The sequence below is a fragment of the Exiguobacterium sp. s142 genome (assembly GCF_018618455.1).
Taxonomy (GTDB): domain Bacteria; phylum Bacillota; class Bacilli; order Exiguobacteriales; family Exiguobacteriaceae; genus Exiguobacterium; species Exiguobacterium aurantiacum_A.
In genome coordinates this window covers 32485-55246 of the sequence record NZ_JACSMB010000005.1, presented here as the reverse complement: position 1 = coordinate 55246, position 22762 = coordinate 32485, and the positions used below count along the sequence as shown (strand labels likewise).

22 protein-coding genes are annotated in these 22762 nt (G+C 55.7%); 17 read left to right on the top strand and 5 right to left on the bottom strand.

The genetic code is table 11. From position 1 onward, the window contains the following. Positions 1 to 31 precede the first annotated feature (31 nt). Positions 32 to 1168, top strand: coding sequence for a PDZ domain-containing protein (locus KNP77_RS06375; RefSeq protein WP_214889306.1), 1137 nt, complete (start codon positions 32 to 34; stop codon positions 1166 to 1168). A 37-nt stretch (positions 1169 to 1205) separates the two neighbouring features. On the opposite strand, the gene glpK is transcribed toward KNP77_RS06375, so the two are convergent. From glpK to KNP77_RS06360, 3 genes are all read right to left on the bottom strand, one after another. Continuing rightward, positions 1206 to 2723: a glycerol kinase GlpK gene (gene glpK / locus KNP77_RS06370; protein WP_214889304.1), complete on the bottom strand. Its 1518-nt coding sequence runs from the start codon at positions 2721 to 2723 to the stop codon at positions 1206 to 1208. A 30-nt stretch (positions 2724 to 2753) separates the two neighbouring features. After that, complete coding sequence (locus KNP77_RS06365) at positions 2754 to 3461, bottom strand: MIP/aquaporin family protein (RefSeq protein WP_214889302.1); 708 nt, start codon at positions 3459 to 3461, stop codon at positions 2754 to 2756. Positions 3462 to 3560: 99 nt separating this feature from the next. After that, positions 3561 to 4418 (bottom strand): sulfite exporter TauE/SafE family protein, encoded by an 858-nt coding sequence (locus tag KNP77_RS06360; RefSeq protein WP_214889300.1) that lies wholly within the window; start codon positions 4416 to 4418, stop codon positions 3561 to 3563. Between the two features lie 143 nt (positions 4419 to 4561). On the opposite strand from KNP77_RS06360, the gene uvrB reads away from it, so the two are divergent. The 3 genes from uvrB to KNP77_RS06345 all read left to right on the top strand — a co-directional run bounded on the left by uvrB (position 4562) and on the right by KNP77_RS06345 (position 10655). Next, on the top strand, positions 4562 to 6538 hold the full coding sequence (gene uvrB / locus KNP77_RS06355) for an excinuclease ABC subunit UvrB (protein WP_251138963.1): 1977 nt from the start codon (positions 4562 to 4564) through the stop codon (positions 6536 to 6538). Next, positions 6539 to 9412 carry an excinuclease ABC subunit UvrA gene (gene uvrA, locus KNP77_RS06350; RefSeq protein ID WP_214889298.1) on the top strand — a complete coding sequence of 958 codons (2874 nt, stop codon included), beginning with the start codon at positions 6539 to 6541 and terminating at the stop codon, positions 9410 to 9412. 64 nt (positions 9413 to 9476) lie between these two features. Further along, entirely contained in the window at positions 9477 to 10655 is a 1179-nt protein-coding gene (locus tag KNP77_RS06345; RefSeq protein ID WP_214889296.1) for a DUF4097 family beta strand repeat-containing protein, read from the top strand. Positions 10656 to 10748: 93 nt separating this feature from the next. Here the strand turns inward: KNP77_RS06345 and KNP77_RS06340 are convergent, their stop codons facing one another. Beyond that, positions 10749 to 11105: a hypothetical protein gene (locus KNP77_RS06340; RefSeq protein WP_070328686.1), complete on the bottom strand. Its 357-nt coding sequence runs from the start codon at positions 11103 to 11105 to the stop codon at positions 10749 to 10751. Positions 11106 to 11261: 156 nt separating this feature from the next. Here KNP77_RS06340 and hprK point away from each other — a divergent pair, with 156 nt between their 5' ends. The 13 genes from hprK (at position 11262) to KNP77_RS06275 (ending at position 22102) form a co-directional block, all read left to right on the top strand. Continuing rightward, positions 11262 to 12200 carry an HPr(Ser) kinase/phosphatase gene (gene hprK / locus KNP77_RS06335; RefSeq protein WP_070328687.1) on the top strand — a complete coding sequence of 313 codons (939 nt, stop codon included), beginning with the start codon at positions 11262 to 11264 and terminating at the stop codon, positions 12198 to 12200. Then, positions 12197 to 13018 carry a prolipoprotein diacylglyceryl transferase gene (gene lgt, locus KNP77_RS06330; protein ID WP_070328688.1) on the top strand — a complete coding sequence of 274 codons (822 nt, stop codon included), beginning with the start codon at positions 12197 to 12199 and terminating at the stop codon, positions 13016 to 13018. Before hprK ends, lgt begins: the two co-directional genes overlap by 4 nt. Further along, positions 13018 to 13668, top strand: a complete 651-nt coding sequence (gene ppaX / locus KNP77_RS06325; RefSeq protein ID WP_214889294.1) for a pyrophosphatase PpaX — start codon at positions 13018 to 13020, stop codon at positions 13666 to 13668. The genes lgt and ppaX overlap by 1 nt, the downstream gene beginning before the upstream one ends. Beyond that, positions 13661 to 14143 carry an acyltransferase gene (locus KNP77_RS06320; RefSeq protein ID WP_131443170.1) on the top strand — a complete coding sequence of 161 codons (483 nt, stop codon included), beginning with the start codon at positions 13661 to 13663 and terminating at the stop codon, positions 14141 to 14143. The genes ppaX and KNP77_RS06320 overlap by 8 nt, the downstream gene beginning before the upstream one ends. Positions 14144 to 14439: 296 nt before the next feature. Then, the gene (locus KNP77_RS06315; RefSeq protein ID WP_251138962.1) at positions 14440 to 15912 is read left to right on the top strand and encodes a tetratricopeptide repeat protein; all 1473 of its coding nucleotides are present in this window, start codon (positions 14440 to 14442) and stop codon (positions 15910 to 15912) included. 68 nt (positions 15913 to 15980) lie between these two features. After that, the gene (trxB, locus tag KNP77_RS06310; protein WP_070328693.1) at positions 15981 to 16934 is read left to right on the top strand and encodes a thioredoxin-disulfide reductase; all 954 of its coding nucleotides are present in this window, start codon (positions 15981 to 15983) and stop codon (positions 16932 to 16934) included. A gap of 124 nt (positions 16935 to 17058) precedes the next feature. Continuing rightward, on the top strand, positions 17059 to 17931 hold the full coding sequence (rapZ, locus tag KNP77_RS06305; protein WP_214889291.1) for an RNase adapter RapZ: 873 nt from the start codon (positions 17059 to 17061) through the stop codon (positions 17929 to 17931). Position 17932: 1 nt separating this feature from the next. Then, a complete protein-coding gene (locus KNP77_RS06300; protein ID WP_131455833.1) occupies positions 17933 to 18928 on the top strand; it encodes a gluconeogenesis factor YvcK family protein in 996 nt (331 codons plus the stop codon). Between the two features lie 25 nt (positions 18929 to 18953). Beyond that, the gene (whiA, locus tag KNP77_RS06295) at positions 18954 to 19907 is read left to right on the top strand and encodes a DNA-binding protein WhiA (RefSeq protein WP_131455835.1); all 954 of its coding nucleotides are present in this window, start codon (positions 18954 to 18956) and stop codon (positions 19905 to 19907) included. 86 nt (positions 19908 to 19993) lie between these two features. Next, positions 19994 to 20230: a hypothetical protein gene (locus tag KNP77_RS06290; RefSeq protein WP_016508644.1), complete on the top strand. Its 237-nt coding sequence runs from the start codon at positions 19994 to 19996 to the stop codon at positions 20228 to 20230. Between the two features lie 93 nt (positions 20231 to 20323). Further along, positions 20324 to 20848, top strand: coding sequence for a DUF2179 domain-containing protein (locus KNP77_RS06285; protein ID WP_236633352.1), 525 nt, complete (start codon positions 20324 to 20326; stop codon positions 20846 to 20848). A 60-nt stretch (positions 20849 to 20908) separates the two neighbouring features. Beyond that, the gene (locus KNP77_RS06280; protein WP_131463995.1) at positions 20909 to 21349 is read left to right on the top strand and encodes a hypothetical protein; all 441 of its coding nucleotides are present in this window, start codon (positions 20909 to 20911) and stop codon (positions 21347 to 21349) included. Positions 21350 to 21406: 57 nt separating this feature from the next. Then, positions 21407 to 22102, top strand: a complete 696-nt coding sequence (locus KNP77_RS06275; RefSeq protein WP_131463993.1) for a MerR family transcriptional regulator — start codon at positions 21407 to 21409, stop codon at positions 22100 to 22102. Between the two features lie 40 nt (positions 22103 to 22142). Here the strand turns inward: KNP77_RS06275 and clpP are convergent, their stop codons facing one another. After that, positions 22143 to 22757: an ATP-dependent Clp endopeptidase proteolytic subunit ClpP gene (gene clpP / locus KNP77_RS06270; protein ID WP_255417547.1), complete on the bottom strand. Its 615-nt coding sequence runs from the start codon at positions 22755 to 22757 to the stop codon at positions 22143 to 22145. Positions 22758 to 22762: the final 5 nt, after the last annotated feature.

Genomic DNA, 22762 nt, shown 5'->3' with positions numbered 1-22762 from the left:
AAAGGATTGGACAAGTGTGGACGTTCTACGAATGAGTTTTACCGCTTTGTTGACCTTGTTAGGTAGTCCGCTGCTCTGGGCGACTTTCGTCGCCCTCGCTTACATATCCATGACGCGCGTTAAACGGGAGCGAAGCATGTTCCGGTCGCGCCGACGCTCGCCGAAGTCAGATTGGCGCCACTTTGTGTGGCCGAGTCTGTTGCTCGCGGTCCTCGGAACTGTAGCGACCGTCTTGCTCGAGACGACGGTCAACTTTGAGTGGGTCGTCACGTTCACCGTCCTCTACGCCCTGATCGTCTTGACGATGCACCCGCGCTTCATGAGTCCGGCGTTTCCGTTCCTGATCATGCTCGTGGTCATCGGTCTGCGCGACGTTGTCCCGCTAGCCGGGCTCACGAATTGGGTCGACCGGCTCGCCGACGTCGAGTGGCCGGTGTATGCGCTCGTGTTCGGCATCGTCACGCTCGCCGAAGCGATCCTCCTACGTTGGAACGGGATCAAAGAGACGTCACCGACGCTCATCTTGTCGAAGCGTGGCCAGTTCATCGGCGGACACGTCGTCAAGCGGGTTTGGTTCTTTCCGCTCGTCGTCTTTTTACCGCCGTCGTTCGGGCTCGACTTCTCGGTGCCGGTCATCTTGCCGATCCCGATCGGGGTCAGCCTGCTGTCGACCGGGGCACTGCCGGGAACGCTGCTCGGCCGCTTGAGCCTGTATCGCGGTTTGCTCGCGGTGGTCGCGCTCGGCTTGTTCGCCGGGTCGTACGTCCTAGACGTCCCTTACGTCGCTTATGTGTTGATCGGTCTGTTCGTCTTGTACGAGCTTGCCTTGCAGCTCATCAAACGGGAGAACCGCGGCACGACACCGGTCTTCTTGAACGGGAACCGCGGGGCGGTCATCATCGATACGCTTCCGGGTTCGCCGGGGGAGACGATGCAACTCATACCAGGTGAGTCGATCTACAAAGTGAACGGTACGGTCATCACCGGAGGGAGTAGCTTTTATGAGGCGCTTCAACTTCATAAGCCGTACATCAAGCTCGAAGTGCTCAACTTGAACGGGGATATCCGCTTCGTGCAACGGGCGATGTATGAGGCCGACCCGCACGAGCTCGGGATCTTGTTCGTCGGGGAACCGATGAGCCCGCGCTTGCGCTTACGGAAATTATAAAAAGGAGCATCCGTCGCGGATGCTCCTTTTCGTATGCTTATACTTCAAGTTTTGATGGTTTGAAGCCCATCGTCGCTTCGACGGCGTGTTGCCAGCCTTTGTAGAGCGCTTCACGATGCGCTTCGTCCATGTTCGGTTCGAACTGATGATCGAGTTTCCATTGCTGCTTGATCTCGTTCTGGTCTTTCCAGAACCCGACGGCGAGTCCGGCGAGATAGGCGGCGCCGAGCGCCGTCGTCTCACTCACTTCCGGACGTTCGACCGGTACGTTCAAGATGTCCGCTTGGAACTGCATGAGGAAGTCGTTGTTGACCGCACCACCGTCGACGCGGAGCGTCTTCAATGCGATGCCGGAATCTTGCTCCATCGCCGTCAAGACGTCGCGTGTCTGATAGGCGAGCGACTCGAGCGTCGCCCGGACGAAGTGTTCTTTTTCCGTACCACGGGTGAGCCCGAAGATGGCGCCGCGGACGTCCGAGTCCCAATACGGGGCACCGAGTCCGACGAAGGCCGGGACGACGTAGACCCCGTCGGTCGTGTCGACACGGTTCGCATACTGTTCCGTATCTTTCGCCGACTTGAGCATACGCATCCCGTCACGGAGCCACTGGATGGCCGATCCGGCGACAAAGATCGATCCTTCGAGCGCGTACTCGACTTTTCCGTTATAGCCCCAGGCGATCGTCGTCAACAGACCGTGGTCCGACTTGACGGCTTCTTCTCCCGTGTTCATAAGCATGAAGCAACCCGTTCCGTATGTGTTCTTCCCTTCGCCTGACTCGAAGCAGGCTTGGCCGAACAAGGCGGCCTGTTGGTCACCGGCCGCGCCGGCGATCGGGACTTCGAATCCGAAGAAGTGGTACGGGATCGTGTGGGCGTATACTTCACTCGATGGCTTGACTTCAGGCAGCATCGACTTCGGCACGGTGAGGATGTCGAGCAACTCATCGTCCCACTTCTGCTCGTAGATGTTGTACATGAGCGTCCGCGACGCGTTCGAGTAGTCGGTGACGTGCGCGTGACCGCCCGAGAGCTTCCAGATGAGCCATGTGTCGATTGTTCCGAACAACAATTCCCCGGCTTCCGCTTTCTCACGGGCGCCTTCGACGTTGTCGAGGATCCATTTCACTTTCGTTCCCGAGAAATAAGCGTCGATCAAGAGGCCGGTTTTGTCGCGGAACAAGTCCGCATGGCCCGCTTCTTTCAATTCGTCACAGATGCCGGCTGTCTGACGCGATTGCCAGACGACGGCGTTGTAGACAGGTCTGCCGGTCGACTTCTCCCAAACGACCGTCGTCTCCCGTTGGTTCGTGATGCCGATGGCCGCGATCTCTTTCGGGTCGATGTCGGCCGAACCGAACGCCTCGGCCATGACGGCGAGGACCGAACCCCAGATCTCGTTGGCGTTATGCTCGACCCAGCCTGGTTTCGGGAAGTACTGCTTGAACTCGCGCTGAGCGGTCGTGACGATCTTGCCGTCGTGGTCGAAGATGATGACCCGTGAACTGGTCGTACCTTGGTCGATTGCTAAAATATACCGTTTTTCTTTGTCCATATGAATGTGCCTCCTTAGAAGTTAGGGTGATTATGGGACGAGGATACCATAGAGCAGCGCGGCGATGACGGCGCCGATGATCGGGCCGACGACTGGGACCCATGAATAGGACCAGTCGGACGTCCCTTTATTTTTGATCGGGAGTATCGCATGCGCGATCCGCGGTCCGAGGTCACGGGCCGGGTTGATCGCATAACCGGTCGTGCCACCGAGCGAGAGACCGATCGAGACGACAAGGAGCGCGACGATGAGCGGGGTCAATCCGTCGGCGAACGAGTTGGCGCCGAACGAGAGTATAGCGAAGACGAGGACGAACGTCCCGATGATCTCCGAGATCAAGTTGAACGGGAGGTTCCGGATCGCTGGTATGGTCGAGAACGTCGCAAGCTTCGCGCCCTGGTCTTCGGTCACGTCGTAGTGCGGTTTGTAGTGCACGTACACGAGACATGCCCCAATGAACGCCCCGATGAACTGGGCAAGGATGTACAGTGGCACATCTTCCCAAGGGAATGCCCCGCTCGTGGCGAGTCCGATCGTGACGGCCGGGTTGATGTGCGCGCCTCCGTAAATACCTGCAGCGTACACCCCGACCATAACGCCAAAGCCCCAACCGAACGTGATGACGATCCAGCCGCCGTTCTCGGCTTTCGAGTGGCGGAGGACGACGCCGGCGACGACACCGTTACCGAGTAAGATGAGTAGCATCGTACCGATAATTTCGCTGACAAATGCTGACATGTGATACTCCCTTCCTTCCATATTAGATTTGGCTTACCACTTTTCTATATCCCCTAAATGAAAGCGCTTCGAAACCAAGATATTGAAAAAAACCACTTCTCAACGAGAAAAGTGGTTCGGACTGGAAAATCGTTTGGAAAAATCGATGCTGATGCCGACGAGAAAGACAGCAAGGATACTCAAGCTCGCATAAGACAACGGTGTCCACCATGTCGCCCCGAGGTCGAGCACGATCGAGGCGATGACAGCCAAGTAGAGCCAAGCGAGCCGTCTTGAAATCTCGTGGTCCCGATAACGATTCGTGAGCGCTGCGCCGAATGGGGCACCGATGAAAGCACCCGTCACCAAGGCGAGCGGGGCAACGTAATCGAGCGACAGCGACGGCAAGTAACCGATGAGCCCGCCGAGCGAGATGAACAGGACGGCGGCAAGGCTCGTCCCGACGGCGCGGTGCGTCGAAAACCCGAGCCAACTCACGAGTAGCGGGACGATGATAAAACCGCCGCCGATGCCGAGGAGCGCCGACAAGAGTCCGGCGATCGCTCCGATGAAGAAACTTGCGGCCAATCCGGATTTTTTCCGTTTCGGCGGCTTCGATGTTTTCTTTAGAAGCGTAACGGCAAAATAAGAAAGGATAAGCAAATAGAACACATTCAGCAACCAATCATACGTCCCGGAGATCGAGAGCACGAGCCGGCTCGACAGCTGCGCGGTAATGGCGCCGGCCAGACCGACCGTGAGGCCGGTCGACCAAGCCACGTTGCCGAGCGACGAGTGCTTCTTCGCCCCGGCCAGGCTCGTCCCGACGACGAACAAAAGTGACGTCGCGACCGCCTCGGCCGCCGAATATCCGTTGAACAAGAGCACCGGGACGATGATGACACCGCCCCCGATACCGAAGAAACCGGACAAGGCGCCGACGACCGCGCCGAGCGGGATAAAGAGAAGTGACCACATGACGACCCACCCATTTCTGTTTAGATTCCACCTTACTATAGCGAATCGGGGAGCGGTTTGGGAAGCGTCTCAGAAGCGAATATTTGTTCGTGTATGTGCTATAATCAAGTCAATATGCAAGGGACAGAAAGCGAGGAATATACATGGACAAGATCAAGCTTCCGTTCGAATTACATTCGGAATACAGTCCGGCCGGCGACCAGCCGGAGGCGATCCGCCAACTCATCGAAGGCGTCAATCGCGGCGACCGTTACCAGACGCTGCTCGGTGCGACCGGTACCGGGAAGACGTTCACCGTGTCGAACGTCATCCAGGAAGTGAAGAAGCCGACGCTCGTCTTAGCCCACAACAAGACGCTCGCCGGCCAGCTCTATTCCGAGTTCAAAGAGTTTTTCCCGAACAACGCCGTCGAATATTTCGTCAGTTACTATGACTACTATCAACCGGAGGCGTACGTGCCGTCGACCGACACGTTCATCGAGAAAGACGCCTCGATCAACGACGAGATCGACAAGCTCCGTCACTCGGCGACGTCGTCCTTGTTCGAGCGGGATGACGTCATCATCGTCGCATCCGTATCGTGTATATACGGTCTCGGTAACCCGGAAGAATACAACAGTCTCGTCTTGAGCCTCCGCGTCGGCAAAGAGATGGGGCGCGACCAGATGCTCCGCAAACTGATCGACATCCAATATGAACGGAACGACATCGATTTCCAGCGCGGGCGCTTCCGTGTCCGCGGCGACGTCGTCGAGATCTTCCCGGCGTCACGCGACGAGCAGTGCTTGCGCGTCGAATTTTTCGGTGACGAGATCGACCGCATCCGCGAGATGAACCCGCTCACCGGCGAGATCATCGCCGACCGTGAACACGTCTCGATCTTCCCGGCATCCCACTTCGTCACCCGCGACGAGAAGCTGCAGAAGGCGATCATCAACATCGAGGCCGAGCTCGAGCAACAGCTTGAGAAGTTCCGCGAAGAAGGCAAATTGCTCGAAGCGCAACGTCTCGAGCAGCGGACGAACTACGACCTCGAGATGATGCGCGAGATGGGCTACTGTTCAGGCATCGAGAACTATTCACGCCATCTGAACTTGACGGAGGAAGGGGCGACGCCGTACACGCTCATCGACTACTTCCCGAAAGACTTCTTGCTCATCGCCGACGAGTCACACGTGACGCTACCGCAAGTCCGCGGGATGTTCAACGGCGACCAGGCGCGTAAACAAATGCTCGTCGACCACGGCTTTCGTCTGCCTTCAGCCAAGGATAACCGTCCACTCAAGTTCGAGGAGTTCGAGAAGAAGTTGTCGCAAGCGATTTTCATCTCGGCGACACCGGGCCCGTACGAGCTCGAGCATACACCAAACATGATCGAGCAGATCATCCGGCCGACGGGACTACTCGACCCGACGATCGAGATCCACCCGATCAAAGGACAGATCGACTACTTGATGGACCAGATCCGCGACCGCATCAAACAGGACGAACGCGTCCTCGTGACGACGCTCACGAAGAAGATGGCCGAAGACTTGTCGGACTATCTCCGTGAAGCGGGCATCAAGGTCAACTATATGCACTCCGAGATCAAGACGCTCGAACGGATCGAGATCATCCGAGACTTGCGACTCGGTAAATACGACGTCCTCGTCGGGATCAACTTGCTGCGAGAAGGGCTCGATATCCCGGAAGTGAGTCTCGTCACGATCCTCGACGCCGACAAGGAAGGGTTCCTTCGTTCTGACCGGTCACTCATCCAGACGATCGGACGGGCAGCGCGTAACTCGAACGGCCACGTCATCCTGTTCGCCGACAAGATGACCGATTCAATGAAACGGGCGATCGGGGAGACCGACCGCCGTCGGACGATCCAGCAAGAATACAATGAAGAGCACGGCGTCACGCCGCAGACGATCCGCAAAGAAGTGCGCGGTGTCATCCGCGCGACCGTCGCTGCCGAAGAAGAAGTGCTCGAGTCGCTCAGCTCGATGAATCAAGACGAGCGCGAGGCGGCAATCGGCAAACTAGAAGAAGAAATGAAACAAGCGGCCCGCGATCTTCAGTTCGAGCGGGCGGCCGAATTGCGTGACTTAATCTTGGAGTTGAAGGTAGGGAATTAAATGGCTGAAAAGAAAAATGCGATCGTCATCAAAGGGGCGCGCGTCAACAACTTGAAAAACATTGATATCGATATCCCCCGTGACCAGCTCGTCGTCTTGACGGGTCTGTCGGGATCAGGGAAGTCATCGCTCGCATTCGATACGATCTACGCCGAAGGGCAGCGCCGTTACGTCGAGAGCCTGTCGGCATACGCCCGTCAGTTCCTCGGACAGATGGACAAGCCGGACGTCGATACGATCGAAGGGTTGAGCCCGGCCATCTCGATCGACCAGAAGACGACGAGCCGTAACCCGCGCTCGACCGTCGGGACGGTGACGGAGATCTATGACTACTTACGACTCTTGTTCGCCCGCATCGGGAAACCGGTCTGCCCACGCCACGGCATCGAGATCTCAAGCCAGACGATCTCACAGATGGTCGACCAAGTGATGGAGCTCCCGGAGAAGACGCGCCTGCAAATCTTGGCGCCGATCGTGTCGGGACGGAAAGGCACGCACGTCAAAGTGTTCGACTCGCTCAAAAAAGAAGGGTTCGTCCGTGTCCGCGTCAACGGGGAGACGGTCGAACTGACCGATGACATCGAGCTCGACAAGAACAAGAAACATTCGATCGAGGTCGTCGTCGACCGGCTCGTCGTCCGTGCTGACGTCGAAGGCCGCCTCGCTGATTCACTCGAGACGGCACTCCGCCTCGCGGACGGCCGCGCCATCATCGACAAGATGGACGGGACCGAGCTGTTGTTTAGCGAGCACCACGCCTGCCCGATCTGTGGCTTCTCGATCGGTGAGCTCGAGCCGCGCATGTTCTCGTTCAACTCACCGTTCGGGGCCTGCCCGACGTGTGACGGTCTCGGTACGAAACTAGACGTCGACCCGGAACTCGTCATCCCAGACCCGGCGAAGACGTTGAAAGAAGGCGCGGTCGTCGCATGGCAGCCGACGAGCTCGCAATATTATCCGCAACTGCTCGCCTCGATGTGCCAGCATTTCGACATCGATATGGACGTACCGTTCGAACGGCTGTCAAAACGTGACCAAGACCTCGTCTTGCACGGGACGGAAGAAGAATCGTTCTTGTTCCGCTACGAGAACGATTTCGGCCAAGTCCGGACGAACACGATCTTTTTTGAAGGGGTGCTCCGCAACATCGAGCGCCGCTATAAAGAGACGACGTCGGATTACATCCGGGAACAGATGGAGACGTATATGGCGACACACGCCTGCCCGACGTGTGACGGCTATCGGTTGAAAGAAGAGACGCTCGCCGTCAAGATCACCGACCGCCACATCGGGGAAGTGACGACACTTTCGGTCGAGCATGCGCTCGCCTTGTTCGATTCGCTCATGGACGAACTGAGCGAAAAAGATATCGCCATCGCCCGGCTCATCTTGCAAGAAATCAAAGAACGGCTCAGCTTCCTGAACAACGTCGGTCTCGACTACTTGACGTTGTCGCGGGCGGCCGGGACGTTATCGGGCGGGGAAGCGCAGCGGATCCGTCTAGCCACGCAGATCGGGTCGCGGCTGACCGGCGTCTTGTACGTCTTGGACGAGCCGTCGATCGGGTTGCACCAGCGTGACAACGACCGCTTGATCGCGACGCTCAAACAGATGCGCGACATCGGCAATACGCTCATCGTCGTCGAGCATGACGAGGACACGATGATGGCGGCCGACTACTTGATCGACATCGGACCTGGCGCCGGAGAGCACGGCGGAGAAGTCATCGCCGCCGGCACACCGAAACAGATTATGAAGAACCGAAAGTCGCTCACCGGGCAATACTTGTCCGGGAAACGGTTCATCCCGCTGCCGGCCGAGCGCAAAGTGCCGGACGAGCGTTTCATCAGGATCGTCAAAGCAGCAGAGAACAACTTGAAAGAGGTCGACGTATCGATCCCGCTCGGTATGTTCATCGCCGTCACCGGTGTCTCCGGCTCCGGGAAGTCGACGCTCATCAACGAGATCCTGTACAAGTCGCTCGCGCACCATATTAACCGCGCCAAAGCGAAGCCAGGGAAGCATAAGACGATCGAAGGGCTTGACCAGATCGATAAAGTCATCGATATCGACCAGTCGCCGATCGGACGGACGCCGCGGTCGAACCCGGCGACGTATACGGGTGTGTTCGATGACATCCGTGACGTGTTCGCGTCGACGAACGAGGCGAAGATGCGCGGTTACAAGAAAGGCCGCTTCAGTTTCAACGTCAAAGGCGGACGCTGTGAGGCGTGCCGCGGGGACGGGATCATCAAGATCGAGATGCACTTCCTTCCAGACGTTTATGTCCCGTGTGAGATCTGTCACGGCAAACGCTACAACCGGGAGACGCTCGAAGTGAAGTATAAAGGGAAGACGATCGCCGACGTGCTCGACATGACGATCGAGGAAGGGCTCGACTTCTTTGACAAGATTCCGAAAATCAAGCGGAAGATCCAGACGATTTCTGACGTCGGCCTCGGCTACATGAAGCTCGGACAACCGGCGACCGAACTGTCGGGCGGGGAAGCGCAACGCGTCAAGCTCGCGTCTGAGCTGCACAAACGTTCGACCGGCAAGACGATCTACATCTTGGACGAGCCGACGACCGGTCTTCACGTCGACGATATCGCCCGGTTGTTAATCGTATTGCAGCGCCTCGTCGAGAACGGGGACACGGTGCTCGTCATCGAGCATAACTTAGACGTCATCAAATCGGCCGACTACTTGATCGACCTCGGACCGGAAGGCGGGGACGGCGGCGGTATGATCGTCGCGACCGGGACGCCGGAAGAAGTCGCCGAAGTCACGGCGTCGTACACCGGCAAGTATTTGAAACCGGTGCTCGAACGCGATGCGGCCCGGGCCAAACCGAAAGCAGGAAAAAAGAAATAAGTATAGAAATGTTTAGAAACGGGAACATGATTGACGTGTAACCAAATCGAAGGGGGAAACGAACGTGAAACAAGAAATGCGTGAACTGATTCTCCAGCAAGTGAAAGATGGCAAACTGACGATCGAGGAAGGGATGACCCAACTCGAACGGCTCGAGAAGTTGGAGCCGGAGCGTATCCAAGCGCTTGAAGAGCATCAAGAGACGGAGAAGGTCGATGCCTACTCGGTCGAATCGCTCACGACGAAACTGACGTCAGCGGTCGATGGACTCGTGACGAAGCTTCGCGACAGCGACTTCTCGTTCAGCTCGAACTTCGGACCGGAAGTGACGTACTCGAAATCGTTCCCGTTCACCGGGAAAGATATCCTGCTCGACTTGTTCAACGCCTCGGCGACGATCGTCTCGTCGGACAACGATGAGTGTGAACTGATCGTCACCGGTCGTCCGCTCCGTCAGCAAGACGCGGACAAAGCGCTCGAACAGCTCCAGTCGGCCGTCAAACATTCGGTCATCGGCGACCGTCTCGTCATCTCACTTCGTGACAAGCTCGTCCGGGCCCACGTCGAACTGTACGTCCCGCATCATCATTTCGACCACTTGAACGTCCAAACGTTGAACGGTGAAGTCCGTGCCGACGGGATCGACGTCGAGAGCTTCCGCGTCCAGACGGCGAACGGCCGCGTCGTGCTTCACGAGGTGCACGCTTCAGAAATCCTCGTCAACACGGGCAACGGTACGGTCGAGGTCGAAGCGACCGAGTCTGAGCTCGTCCACGTCCGGACCGGTAACGGTTCTGTCATCGTGAACGGGAAGTATGACAAGGCCTCGCTCAAGACCGGCAACGGCAACATCCGCGCCGAACTCGCGACGGCGCGTCCGGCCAAGTTCGAACTCGCTTCGCTCGCCGGGAACATCCGACTCGTCTTGCCGCACGGCGTCGAAGTCGAAGGTGACCTCGAGACGAACTTCGGTGGTCTCCACTGCGACTTGGACGACCTCGAGATCGTCCGCGACCGTAAAGACGTCGCCCAGCGTCGTCTCGAATTCTTATCAGGCCGTGGCCAGACGCCGCGCATCGAAGTCGAAGCCGGTACACGTACGGGTACGATCGACCTCGAGCACGGTTCACTCCACACGCCGTCGACGTTCCTCGAAGAAGACAAGCACGAACCGACGGAACCGAATGATCCGGTCGACCCGGTCAACCCGGCCGACTTGAACAACCCGTTCCATCAACAATGACGATCAACCCCGAAGGCGAGCGCCTTCGGGGTTCTTTTTGTACAGCGTGAATCATAAGAAGCCCGAAGGCGATTGCCTCCGGGCTTTGTCACGTCATAAATTCATTTCGTTCTCGAACTGTTCCCATTCCATCATCGGGGCGTCATACAACGTGAACGAGCCGATGATAAAGAGGATAAACAGAATCGGTCCAGCGATGAGTAGGAAGATCCCGAGGTTCCGCATTTTTTTCGAGCGGTTCCAGTAGAAGATGATGGCGACGATCATCGAAAGTAACGAGCCAGACAAGAAGACACCGACGATGTTCAGGATGAACAACAAGAGCACCGTCTCGTTCTTCGTCGTCGCATATTCGCGCCACATGTCGATGAGTGACTTGATCAGATAGACGAGCGCCGCGATCCCGACGATGAAAATAAAGACGATGGCAATCCAAAAGAGTGCGTCCATTTTGTTTCACCTCCTTATAAACTTCTATACCCGTTCTACGCAATTGCCACAAATTAGTTTCATTCCTTTTGAATTGACAAGTTCTGCCTCACTTTTCATTAACGCTTCTGCTAAGGAGCTATGATACAATAATGAGCGTGAAAGGGGCAGATACTTATGCAAAATATCGTACGCACGGCTCAACTCGTTGAGCGCTTCAAGCTTCAAGTCATTTCCGGGGAAGAAGGGCTTCACCGTCCTGTCGCCACACCGGACCTCAGTCGACCAGGACTCGTCCTCGCCGGCTACTATACACACTATGCGAAGAACCGTCTTCAAGTGCTCGGCAAGACGGAGCTCACGTTTTACGCGAGCCTGTCTGAAGAAAGCCGCCGCGAGCGTGCCAAAATTCTTTGCACGGAGTCGACACCGGGCATTCTCATCACGCGCGGCTTCGACATCCCAATCGAGATCGAGGAAGAGGCCGAGGCGGCGAACGTTCCGCTCATGCGTACAAACGCGGTGACGACGTCGATCGAGTCACAGATCACGAACTTCCTCGAGATGGAACTCGCACCGATGACGGCGATGCACGGCGTCCTCGTCGACATTTACGGTGTCGGCGTCCTCATCAAAGGACAGAGCGGCGTCGGTAAATCCGAGACCGCGCTCGAGCTCGTCAAGCGGGGCCACCGTCTCGTAGCCGACGACTCGGTCGAGATCCGGCAGACGGGCGACCAGCTGCTAGTCGGGTCGGCACCAAAGCTGATCCGCCACTTGCTCGAGATTCGCGGGATCGGCATCATCGACGTGATGACGTTGTTCGGAGCGGGCGCCGTCCGTTCGCACAAAAAGATCAGCTTGATCATCAACCTCGAGAACTGGGACGCCGGCAAAGTGTATGACCGCGTTGGGCTCGACCATAACACGATGAAGATCATCGACAGTGAAGTGCCGCTACTCACGATTCCGGTCCGTCCGGGACGTAACTTGGCCGTCATCGTCGAAGTCGCGGCGATGAACTATCGCCTGCAAAACATGGGCATCAACACGGCGGAAGAGTTCGCCGAACGACTCGCCAACGCGATCCACGATAACGAAGGTGACATGGAATGATGGTGGAGCCGACGTTTGACCGCGTAGCGTTCGAGATCGGATCGCTCCCGATCTATTGGTACGGCATGATCATCGCCTTCGGAGCGATGCTCGGTCTCGTCCTCGCCTTGTTCGAGGCGAAGCGACTTAATTATGATTCGGAGCGGGTCGTCGACGTCATCATCTGGGCGATCCCGATCAGTATCGTCTTCGCCCGGATTTACTATGTCGTGTTCCAATGGGATTATTACAGCCAAAACCTCGGGCAGATCATCGATATCCGCCAAGGCGGGATCGCGATTCACGGGGCCATCTTCGGCGCCTTGCTCGTCGTCATCATCTACTCGATGCGTAAATCGATGTCGTTCTGGAAAGTGACCGACATCCTCGCGCCGTCGCTCTTGCTCGGTCAAGCGATCGGGCGGTGGGGCAACTTCATGAACCAAGAGGCGCACGGGTCTGAGACGACGAGCCGGTTTTTGAAAGAGACGTTGTTGTTACCGGACTGGATCGTCAACCAGATGTATATCGACGGGGCGTACTACTTGCCGACGTTCTTGTTCGAGAGCGTCTGGAACATCCTCGGCGTCATCTTGCTCGTCGTTTGGCGCATGGTCGGTAATCCGCCGCGCGGCTATATCTTCTTGTCGTACCTCGTCTGGTACTCGATCGGTCGCTTCTATATCGAGGGACTCCGTACGGACAGCCTCATGGCCGGTGATCTACGGACGGCACAGCTCGTCTCGATCGCGATGATCGTGTTCGGGATCGTCATGATGGTGTTGCGCCGGAAAGCGAAGCGGTACGATGACCCTTCTGAGAAAGGACTGTTTGATTGATGGATACGATTTTATTTGATTTAGACGGTACGTTGCTCGACACGAACCCGCTCATCCTTGCGAGTTTTCGGCATACGCTCGGGTATTACTTCCCGAACGAGACGTATCGGGACGAAGATATTTTCCCGTTCATCGGACCGACGCTCGAGAAGTCGTTCAAAGCGCTCAATGAATCGGAATGGAAAGAGATGCAGGCGTTCTATCGCAGCTTCAACATCGCCATGCACGACGCGCTCGTCGCCGAATATCCTGGCGTGATCGAAGGACTGCATCGTCTGCACGCCAAAGGCTATAAGATGGGCATCGTCACATCGAAAGGCCGGCCGGTCGTCGAACACGGACTTCGCTTGTTCAACATCGACCACTTGTTTGGCGTCGTCGTCACGGCTGACGACGTCGAAAACGAGAAACCGCACGCCGAGCCGGTCGAGCAGGCGCTGCGCGCGCTCGGTTCGACACCGGAGCGGGCCGTCATGGTCGGGGACAACGATACGGACATCTTCAGCGGCAAAAACGCCGGCACGAAGACGGTCGCCGTCGGTTGGGCCTTGAAGGGCCAGGCGTTCTTAGAGACGCTCGAGCCTGACGTCATCATCGAGTCGATGGAGCACTTCGAGACGTGGCTCGACGAGGTCACGGTCAATGCGTAAGACGGAACGGTATCATCTGGACGGGCCCAACCCGCTCTGGCAGATGTATCGGACGATCCGCTTCTTGCGCGTCTTCAAAAATACAACGGTCGTCCTCGTCGGGCGTTACTTCCCGTCCGTCAAGGCGAAGCGTTGGCTGTACCGGAACTTCCTCGGGATGAAGATCGGGGAGTATAGCGCCCTCGCCCTCATGGTGACGCCTGACGTCATGTTCCCGGAGCGGATCACGATCGGACGCAACACGGTCATCGGCTTCAACACGACGATCCTTTGTCACGAATACCTCGTCGACGAGTATCGGATCGGTGACGTCCGGATCGGTGACGACGTCTTGATCGGGGCGAACGTGACGATCTTGCCGGGCATCACGATCGGGGACAAGGCGGTCGTCGGAGCCGGAGCCGTCGTACATCGCGACGTCTTGCCCGGCGAACGCGTCGTCGGCGCCAAATTGCAAACCATCGACACGAAATAGACACAATTTAGTGCGAAATCATTTCAAGCTGTTCGATTGGTCTTCGTGTGAAAAATACTTGAGCGGTATCACTTTATTTGAAGGTGATGCCGTTTTTTTGTGTCGTGTCGCGAGGTGAGCCGTTATGTATATTTTTGTCGAAAAACAATTGTCAGACCTAGTAAAATATATTCATTATAGAAGGAATATAGTCCCGATTTTTTTAAACTTTTTCGGTTGCCCTCATGGATTGAGTGCGGTATTCTTAATCCTGCAACTAAAAAAAGATACTAGAGACGATGTGGAGGATTTAGAATATGGAAGCGAACTATGAAGCACTAATGACGCTACCCGAACCAGAATCTCCGCTTGCTGCGGAGCTCCACTACTATAGAGGTCGTCGAGCGTTACGAGAAGGTCGCCTAGATGAAGCGACTTTTTTCATGGCTGAAGCAACTGCTGCGGCAGTCCATCGCGTCGATTACCACAAACAGTACGCTGAACTGTTATTCGAAGTAGGGGAGGTCTACCACGCCAACGATGTGTGGAAACGGGTATTAGAACTCGACCAAACGGCGACAGAGGCACTTTATCACCTCGCGAGCAACTGCGCCTATATCTCACAGTACGAAGAAGCGGCCACGTATGCGAGCCGCTATCTTGAACAGGAAGCGCACGGTCGTTACGCGGAATCGGTCCAATCCCTTCTCGAACTGATCGAGCTTGAACAAGAGCTCGAGGACGAAGAAGAGGACGAGTTGATCACGTGGCACACCGAGGCGCAGCAACACATCGACAAAGGTCGGCTCTTCGCCGCCAAGTCGACGCTCGAGCGCTTGATCGATCAATATCCGTCGTTTTGGCCGGCGTTCAACAATTTGGCCATCGTCCACTTTTACCTCGGCAACGACGAATCGGCGTTCGAGACGCTCGAGTACGTCCTCGACCAAAATCCGGGCAACTTGCATGCGATCTTGAACACGATTCTTCTATTACATGAGGCCGGACAGTCGGAAGCAGCGCAGCAACTGTCGGTCCCGCTCACACGCGTCCGTCCGATCCAATTTGAATTGCGCTACAAGCTCGCTACGACGCTAGCTCTCGTCGGCCAGTACGACCATGCCTACGAAGAACTGCGTCTATTGAAAGAACGTGGCTTCCGTGGCGACTCACTGTTCGGGCATTGGCTCAGCGTATCCGCCTACAAGACAGGACGTTCTGAAGAAGCGGCTACCTATTTGAACAGTGACGAGTTGAAACAGTTTGAAGAGAAAAATCCGTTCGATATCCGCGACAACCTCGAGTTCCGCTCGGCGCTCGTCCAAGGTCTGCGCCAAGAGGAAGACACGGCCCGCATCGAGATCATTCGGATCATCTCCAAGCTCGCCGATGACGAAGCGTTCGAGGCGCTCGCCTTGACGAACGGATTGACCGATAACGAGACGGTGATCTCGTTCGCCGAAAAGTGTCGCGCTGAAATTTGCGGTTCTCCGTTCACGGGCGACGCCCGGATCGAACGAGGATACGCCGCCCTCGTCCTTGCCGAAACAGAAGTGACGGAAGCAGAACAGATGAGCCTCGACGGCGATTTCTATGAGCGCTTCTCGCGACTGCTGCTAGCGGGAGAAACGTTCGAAGACGTCACGGCATCGGCCGCGGCGCTCGTCTGGATGTTTTACGCGAAACGCGAATCACTCCTGCTTGAGGAATGCGCCGATACGTTCGACGTCTCGGTCGACACGCTCACCGGGACGATCAAAGCGTTCAAGCGGACACTCGAGCAAGCATAAAGATAGACGATACCTCCCTAGGTTTCTTATACTGAAGTCAATCAATTTCATGCAGAGGTGGAATCACTATGACAGAAGAAAAAATCTATGACGTCATTATCATCGGGGCCGGCCCAGCCGGAATGACGGCGGCACTTTACGCGTCGCGTGCTAATTTGTCGACACTTATGATTGAACGAGGTATCCCAGGTGGGCAGATGGCGAACACGGAAGATATCGAAAACTATCCAGGTTACGACAGCATTCTCGGTCCAGACCTATCTCAAAAAATGTTTGACCACTCGAAAGCGTTCGGTGCGGAGTACGCGTATGGCGATGTCCAAAGCATCTCGGACGAAACCGAATATAAAGTCGTCCACGCCCACAACCGTGACTACAAGGCACGCGCCATCATCCTTGCTTCAGGGGCGCAGTATAAAAAAATCGGCGTACCGGGTGAAGAAGAGCTCGGCGGTCGCGGTGTATCCTACTGTGCAGTCTGTGACGGTGCGTTCTTTAAAGGGAAAAACTTGTTCGTCATCGGCGGCGGCGACTCTGCTGTCGAAGAAGGCGTGTTCTTGACGCGCTTCGCGGACAAAGTGACGATCGTCCACCGTCGCGATGAGCTACGGGCGCAGAAGATCCTGCAAAAACGTGCGTTCGACAACCCGAAAGTCGACTTCATCTGGAACCATACGTTGAAAGAGATCGTGGAAGCAGACGGTAAAGTCGGCGGGGCCCGTCTCGTCAGCACGATCGACGGCACGGAGTCGGAGCATGAGATTGATGGCGTATTCATCTACATCGGGATGAACCCGATCACTGGATTCGTCAAAGACCTCGGCATCTTGAACGAGCAAGGCTATATCGTCACGAACGAAGCGATGGAGACGACGATCCCTGGGATCTTCGCCGCCGGAGACGTTCGCGACAAGACGCTCCGTCAAGTCGTCACAGCGACGAACGACGGATCGATCGCCGCTCAAAACGCGCAACATTTCATCGAGGGTCTCCTCGAGAAATTACAAGAACAAAACGCGTGACCAAGGCAGAAGGGATTGCGGGCAACCGCAATCCCTTCTCTTTTTTTCGGGCGTTCGTTATACTGAGGATAAAAGAGAGCCGAACACACGGCTCGGTTGTCAAATTTAAGGGGGCGTCAGCGACATGGAAGACTTTAAAGGATTAGAAGAATTGATCATCATCAGCGGGATGAGCGGGGCCGGGAAATCGGTCGCAATGAATAGCTTTGAGGACCTCGGCTATTTTTGCGTCGATAACTTGCCGCCAGTACTGTTGCCGCAGCTGATCGATGTCATCAGTTCGGTCCGTCCGAAGATCGCGGTCGCGATCGACACGCGCACGCCGGACTTCATCGATAGCTTGTTCATCGTCATCGATGATCTCGAACAAAAGAACGTGCACCCGCATCTGCTCTATCTCGACACACGGGACGACGTGCTCGTCCGTCGTTATAAAGAGACGCGCCGGTCGCATCCGCTCGCCCCGGAAGACGCACCGCTCGTCGGCATCAAGATGGAGCGCTCGCTGCTCGAAGGGTTCCGTGACCGGGCCCACACGCTCTACGATACGAGCGACTTGAAGCCACAAATGCTCAAAGACCGGATTTTGCTCCAGTTCAACGAGGAGCGGATCCCGTTCACCGTCAACTTCATGTCGTTCGGCTTTAAGCACGGCGTACCGCTCGACATCGATTTACTGTTCGATGTCCGCTTCATCACGAACCCGTTTTACATCCCGGAACTACGGCCGCTCACTGGGCAGACGGAAGAAGTTCAAAATTACGTCATGTCGCATCCTGAGGCGCGGTCGTTTTATAAAAAAGTGATCGATATGCTCGAGTTCCTGTTGCCGCAATACAAGCGGGAAGGGAAAGCGCAAGTCGTCGTCGCTTTCGGTTGCACGGGCGGGAAACACCGCTCGATCACGTTCGCTGAAAAAGTATCGGCCCATTTCGCCGAACGCTACAACGTCAAGACCGTCCATCGCGACCTCGTCCACGCGACGAAGGAGAAGTAAGATGAGACGCGAGAGAAAAGTTGTCGCCATCGGTGGCGGGACAGGGCTATCGACGCTCGTCCGTGGTCTCAAGCATTATCCGCTCGCGATCACGGCGATTGTCACGGTCGGGGATGACGGCGGCAGCTCGGGACGGCTCCGCGACGAGTTCCATATGCTCCCGCCCGGGGATATCCGTAACGTCATCTTGGCGTTGTCTGAAGTCGAGCCGCTCATGGACCGCATCTTACAGTATCGGTTCGATAGTGGCTACGGGCTCGAGGGTCATTCGCTCGGCAACTTGATGTTGACGGCGGCGACACATATTTGTGAAGGGTCGTTCGTCAAGGCGATCGACGTGCTGTCGCAGCTGTTGAACGCCCAAGGGAAGGTCTTGCCTGTCACGGAGACGCTCATGACGCTCGCCGCTGAATTTGAGGACGGGACGATCGTCAAAGGCGAATCAAAGATCCCGCTCGTCGGAAAAGCGATCAAGCGCCTATTCTTGCTAGAAGAAGGCATCAAAGCAGCACCGGGTGTCGTCGAGGCGATTGAACAGGCGGATGTGATCGTCCTTGGTCCGGGAAGCCTGTATACGAGCATCATTCCGAACTTGTTGATCCCGGAAGTGCGCGACGCCATCGTCCGGGCCGGCGTCCCGATCGTCTATATTTGTAACGTCATGACGCAACCGGGTGAGACGCAAGGCTACGACGCGATGCGGCATTTGAAGTCGGTCGAGGCGTACCTCGGGAAGTCGACGGTCGATACGATCGTCGTCAACAACGAACCGATTGAAGATATTTATTTAGAGCGCTACCTCGAAGACGGATCGGAAGAAGTCCGGTTCGATCGGAAGAAACTCCGCAACTATGGCACGAACGTGCTCGCCGGGGACATCGTCGACTATAACCGTGACTATATCCGTCACGATTCGGACGCGATTGCCGGGCTCGTCATGCAACGCGTGCTGCGGATCAAGAAACCACGCTCGTACCAGGAGCTTGAACTGAAATAGCAGGAATGGAAAGGAGGGGACCGAGATGAGCTTTGCCTCAGAAGTGAAAAAAGAACTGACGCAACTCGACGTCACCGATGCCGAGGCGAAAGCGGAACTGTCCGCGCTCGTCCGCATGAACGGTGTCATCTCGCTCGCTTTAGGACGGGGGATGACGCTTGACGTCTCGACCGAGAACGCCGCGATCGCGCGCCGCATCTACTCCCTCATGAAACGTCTGTACGACCATCACTTGGATCTGTTCGTCCGGAAGAAAATGCGGTTGAAGAAGAACAACGTCTACATCGTCCGTGTCTCGCAACGTGCTGAGACGATGCTCCGTGACCTAGAGATCCTCGGGGAGAACTATGAGATGATTCGGACACTCAACTCGGATATGACGCGCAACCAGAACCTGGCCCGCGCTTACTTGCGTGGTGCGTTCCTCGCCGGGGGATCGATCAACCATCCGAAGACGTCGTCGTATCATCTAGAGGTGTACAGTCTGTATGAGAACCATAACCAGGCGCTCCGTGACCTCGCCAACCGCTTCGGCTTGAACGCAAAGACGCTCGAGCGGAAAAAAGGGCATATCCTCTACATCAAAGAGAGCGAGAAGATCTCCGACTTCCTTAAACTGATCGGGGCGACGCGCGGTATGCTCGATTTTGAGGACGCCCGCATCATCAAAGACATGCGCAACTCGGTCAATCGGCTCGTCAACTGTGAGACGGCGAACTTGAACAAGACGGTCGGGGCGGCGCTCCGGCAAGTCGAGAATATCAAGTATCTCGAACGGACGGTCGGGCTTGAAATTTTACCGGTCAAGCTCCGCGAGATCGCCGAGCTTCGGGTCACCCATCAAGACGTGTCGCTCCAAGAACTCGGGGAGATGCTCGAGACGGGACCGATCTCGAAGTCGGGCATCAACCACCGGCTTCGCAAAATCGACCAGATTGCGGAGAAAGTTCGCAGCGGCGAAGAAATCGGGTCATCCTGACACCGGTTGCGCCAAAAGCATTCTTCCTATATAATTAGCAATTGTGTATAGGAATTTGAAATGTAAACTAAAGGAGCTTCAACATTATGTCGAATGCAAAAAAAAGACTCTCGCTCACGATTGACGCTGAGCTAGACCGGGTCATCACGGACCGGGCCAAAGAAATCGGGATTCCGAAAAGTGCGCTCGTGACATTCGCGACAAGCCTCTTCCTCAACCAGTTGCGTGCTGAAGAGATGTTGTCGGGCGATACGAACGCGATTTACCAAGTTATCCGTAAAGACTATGAACTGCTCACGAGCGTTGATAATTTAAGCAAATGAGAAAAGGGCTGACCGCGGTCAGCCTTTTTTGGTTGCATCCGTCACGGAAATTTGGAATAGTGGAGTTACTGAATTGGAATGGAGGTCGATCCTATGGGACAAGCGAGCCAACTCTTGCTCATTTTATTATTACAATTACTATTTGTACCGGTGCTCACGCTTCGGACGATCATGCTCGTCAAAGGGAAAACGGTGATTGCGGCCATGTTCGGGACGCTCGAGACGCTCATCTATATCTTTGCGCTCGGTATCGTCTTTCAAGATTTGACGACGCTCGGGATGATCGTGTATGCGGTCGGGTTCGGGCTCGGTATTCTTCTCGGCGGTTTCGTCGAGCGGAAACTTGCGATCGGCTACAACATGATCCAAGTCCACACGCAAGAGTTTCCGGCTGAGCTCATTCAAAAGATGCGCGACAGCGGATATGGTGTGACGCACTATCAAGGCCAAGGCCGTGATGGAACGCGTTATCGTCTTGATGTCTTGGCGGCTCGGACGCGGATGAAAGAATTGCGCCGACTGGTCGAGGAGTATGAACCGAAGGCGTTCCTCGTCGCGTTCGACCCGGTCGATTTCAAAGGTGGATATATGTTGAAAGGGCTACGACGCCCGAAATGAACGGAAGACTCACGAAAGTGGGTCCTTTTTTGTGGAGTGGGGAATAGACAGGGAAAGGAGATGAGTGCGTTGAAGCGAAAAGGGCGATGGGTGTTGGTGATCGGGTTACTGGTAGTCGGGGGAGGATTGCTCGCGATGTCCTTTTGGAAAACAGAATCGTCGCTACGCCCGCCACTGCCGACGGTCCGGGTCGGTTCAGTGACCGCCGAAGTGAGACAGTCGACGTTTTGTTGGTCCGATCAGGGACAAGGGGTATGTGAAGACCACGGGTTACCGGGAGCGGACGACCTGCAGCTCGTCCCGGTCAAACCAGGTGCTGAAATCGACGTGACGTTCCACGCCGAGCCTTCGAACTTTTCATTCAATCAGATTGTCGACGGGGAACTCGTCCCGTCCGAGCAAGTCGTTCCCGATGAACCGGGCGTCTATTTGTTCGAGACGGGCGGGGACTGGGCACAAGGCGACAGCCGTTACGTGTTCGGCGTCAAGGTCGAGGAATAAAAGAGTTGACCTGTCCGTTACGGACGGCTTTAACATAAACGAGAAGGGGGAACGCCAATGATTCAAATCGGAAAAGTTGTCCATCTAACGGGGTTGTCAATTAAAGCGATAAAGTGGTATGAAGCGAAAGGGCTCGTCCAGCCGACTCGTTTAGACAATCAGTATCGGTTATACGGAATAGAAGAAATAAGACGCTTGAACGAAATCAAGTTATTGCGGCAAATAGGCATTTCGCTCGAACAGATTCAGACCGCAGGAAGTGTGAGCGAGTTACTTGAAGGCAGGCTTGATGAAGTCCAACGTGAAATCGAGGCGTTGCGACAAATCGAGCAACAAATCGAATGGATGCAAACAGGAGGGAATCAAATGAATGTTCGCTATGAGACGTGGGAGCAACCTAAAGTTGTGAACGGGTACGTATCCGAACTCACAGCAATCTCGGTCGTATGGGAAAAACTAAATCCAGAGCTGACGACAAACGAATCGTATGGTGTCTGTTTGCCGAAAGAAGAAGCTTATCTGGCCGGCATGACCGAACCCGTACATGGGAAGGGTGCCCGACAAGTCGAATTGTCGGCAGGACGTTACCTGGTCGCAACGGTCGAAGGGGGGATCCCGGCCATTCCATCGACGTACGATCAACTTTTGGCTTTGCCGGATGTGACGTTGCGTGATGCAGTCGATTTTGAGCGCTATATCCATGGGCAAGATGGGGCCGATGATTTGATTGAGATTTGGTTACCGACCCAATAAAAAAAGCGCCTTTCCCGAAGCTGGGAAAGGCGCCTGTGGTTTAACGTGTCATGACTTTATCGATGAGACCGTAGTTGCTCGCCTCATCAGCTGACATGAAGTAGTCGCGCTCTGTGTCGCGCTCGATGACTTCAAGCGGCTGTCCTGTGTTGTCGGACATGATTTGGTTCAACTTCTCACGCATCTTGATGATCCGTTCGGCGTGGATTTTAATGTCCGACGCTTGACCTTGTGTTCCGCCGAGCGGTTGGTGAATCATGATCTCCGCGTTTGGAAGCGCGAAGCGTTTACCTTTTTCACCGGCTTGGAGCAAGAAGGCACCCATCGATGCGGCCATTCCGATACAGATTGTCGATACGTTCGGCTTGATGAAGTTCATCGTGTCGTAAATCGCCATTCCGGAAGTGATCGAGCCACCCGGGCTGTTGATGTAGAGTGAGATGTCCTTATCTGGGTCCTCAGCTGCAAGGAAAAGAAGCTGGGCGACGATCGAGTTGGCGACGTTGTCGTCGATCGCGCTTCCGAGAAGGATGATCCGGTCTTTAAGCAAGCGTGAGTAAATGTCGTACGCGCGTTCCCCGCGACCTGTTTGTTCGATAACTGTTGGAATTAACATTGAATTTGCCTCCTTGTATGTATCGTGTAAACCTATCATAACCG

What these genes read in the sequence shown, in the direction of transcription:
- uvrB (WP_251138963.1), top strand. Translation starts at nt 4,562, where the DNA reads ATGGACAAGATCAAGCTTCCGTTCGAATTACATTCGGAATACAGTCCG.
- KNP77_RS06315 (WP_251138962.1), top strand. Translation starts at nt 14,440, where the DNA reads ATGGAAGCGAACTATGAAGCACTAATGACGCTACCCGAACCAGAATCT.
- hprK (WP_070328687.1), top strand. Translation starts at nt 11,262, where the DNA reads ATGCAAAATATCGTACGCACGGCTCAACTCGTTGAGCGCTTCAAGCTT.
- ppaX (WP_214889294.1), top strand. Translation starts at nt 13,018, where the DNA reads ATGGATACGATTTTATTTGATTTAGACGGTACGTTGCTCGACACGAAC.
- KNP77_RS06340 (WP_070328686.1), bottom strand. Translation starts at nt 11,105, where the DNA reads ATGGACGCACTCTTTTGGATTGCCATCGTCTTTATTTTCATCGTCGGG.
- whiA (WP_131455835.1), top strand. Translation starts at nt 18,954, where the DNA reads ATGAGCTTTGCCTCAGAAGTGAAAAAAGAACTGACGCAACTCGACGTC.
- KNP77_RS06275 (WP_131463993.1), top strand. Translation starts at nt 21,407, where the DNA reads ATGATTCAAATCGGAAAAGTTGTCCATCTAACGGGGTTGTCAATTAAA.
- KNP77_RS06320 (WP_131443170.1), top strand. Translation starts at nt 13,661, where the DNA reads ATGCGTAAGACGGAACGGTATCATCTGGACGGGCCCAACCCGCTCTGG.
- KNP77_RS06360 (WP_214889300.1), bottom strand. Translation starts at nt 4,418, where the DNA reads ATGTGGTCACTTCTCTTTATCCCGCTCGGCGCGGTCGTCGGCGCCTTG.
- glpK (WP_214889304.1), bottom strand. Translation starts at nt 2,723, where the DNA reads ATGGACAAAGAAAAACGGTATATTTTAGCAATCGACCAAGGTACGACC.
- KNP77_RS06300 (WP_131455833.1), top strand. Translation starts at nt 17,933, where the DNA reads ATGAGACGCGAGAGAAAAGTTGTCGCCATCGGTGGCGGGACAGGGCTA.
- KNP77_RS06290 (WP_016508644.1), top strand. Translation starts at nt 19,994, where the DNA reads ATGTCGAATGCAAAAAAAAGACTCTCGCTCACGATTGACGCTGAGCTA.
- KNP77_RS06365 (WP_214889302.1), bottom strand. Translation starts at nt 3,461, where the DNA reads ATGTCAGCATTTGTCAGCGAAATTATCGGTACGATGCTACTCATCTTA.
- trxB (WP_070328693.1), top strand. Translation starts at nt 15,981, where the DNA reads ATGACAGAAGAAAAAATCTATGACGTCATTATCATCGGGGCCGGCCCA.
- clpP (WP_255417547.1), bottom strand. Translation starts at nt 22,757, where the DNA reads ATGATAGGTTTACACGATACATACAAGGAGGCAAATTCAATGTTAATT.
- KNP77_RS06375 (WP_214889306.1), top strand. Translation starts at nt 32, where the DNA reads ATGAGTTTTACCGCTTTGTTGACCTTGTTAGGTAGTCCGCTGCTCTGG.
- KNP77_RS06285 (WP_236633352.1), top strand. Translation starts at nt 20,324, where the DNA reads ATGGGACAAGCGAGCCAACTCTTGCTCATTTTATTATTACAATTACTA.
- rapZ (WP_214889291.1), top strand. Translation starts at nt 17,059, where the DNA reads ATGGAAGACTTTAAAGGATTAGAAGAATTGATCATCATCAGCGGGATG.
- uvrA (WP_214889298.1), top strand. Translation starts at nt 6,539, where the DNA reads ATGGCTGAAAAGAAAAATGCGATCGTCATCAAAGGGGCGCGCGTCAAC.
- lgt (WP_070328688.1), top strand. Translation starts at nt 12,197, where the DNA reads ATGATGGTGGAGCCGACGTTTGACCGCGTAGCGTTCGAGATCGGATCG.
- KNP77_RS06280 (WP_131463995.1), top strand. Translation starts at nt 20,909, where the DNA reads ATGAGTGCGTTGAAGCGAAAAGGGCGATGGGTGTTGGTGATCGGGTTA.